The sequence below is a fragment of the Leucobacter japonicus genome, from assembly GCF_001273855.1.
In the GTDB taxonomy this organism is placed as follows: Bacteria; Actinomycetota; Actinomycetes; order Actinomycetales; family Microbacteriaceae; genus Leucobacter; species Leucobacter japonicus.
Genome location: NZ_JHBX01000127.1, coordinates 1 through 203 on the forward strand (window position 1 = coordinate 1; position 203 = coordinate 203).

Consider the following 203-nt stretch of genomic DNA (forward strand, 5'->3'; position numbering starts at 1 on the left):
GAGCCGACTCCCTCTAACATTATTATCACTCCTTTTCTCCTCCCCCTTTTCCTTTTTACCCCTCCTCTCTTTTCGATGATCTTTATCCCATCGGTCTTTTAGACGAATTATCGCCCTCATTCTCCCTCTCCCCCCCCTCCCCTCCCCTTTCTTTCTCTCACCCCTATCTTTTCTTCTCTTTTTTCCTCCTCCCTTATCGTCTC

1 protein-coding gene is annotated in these 203 nt (G+C 47.8%); it reads right to left on the minus strand.

Going from position 1 to position 203, the window contains the following annotated elements; all coding sequences use genetic code 11:
- A partial coding sequence (locus AMS67_RS17890; protein ID WP_206541769.1) for a hypothetical protein occupies window positions 1-203 on the minus strand: 203 nt, incomplete at both ends.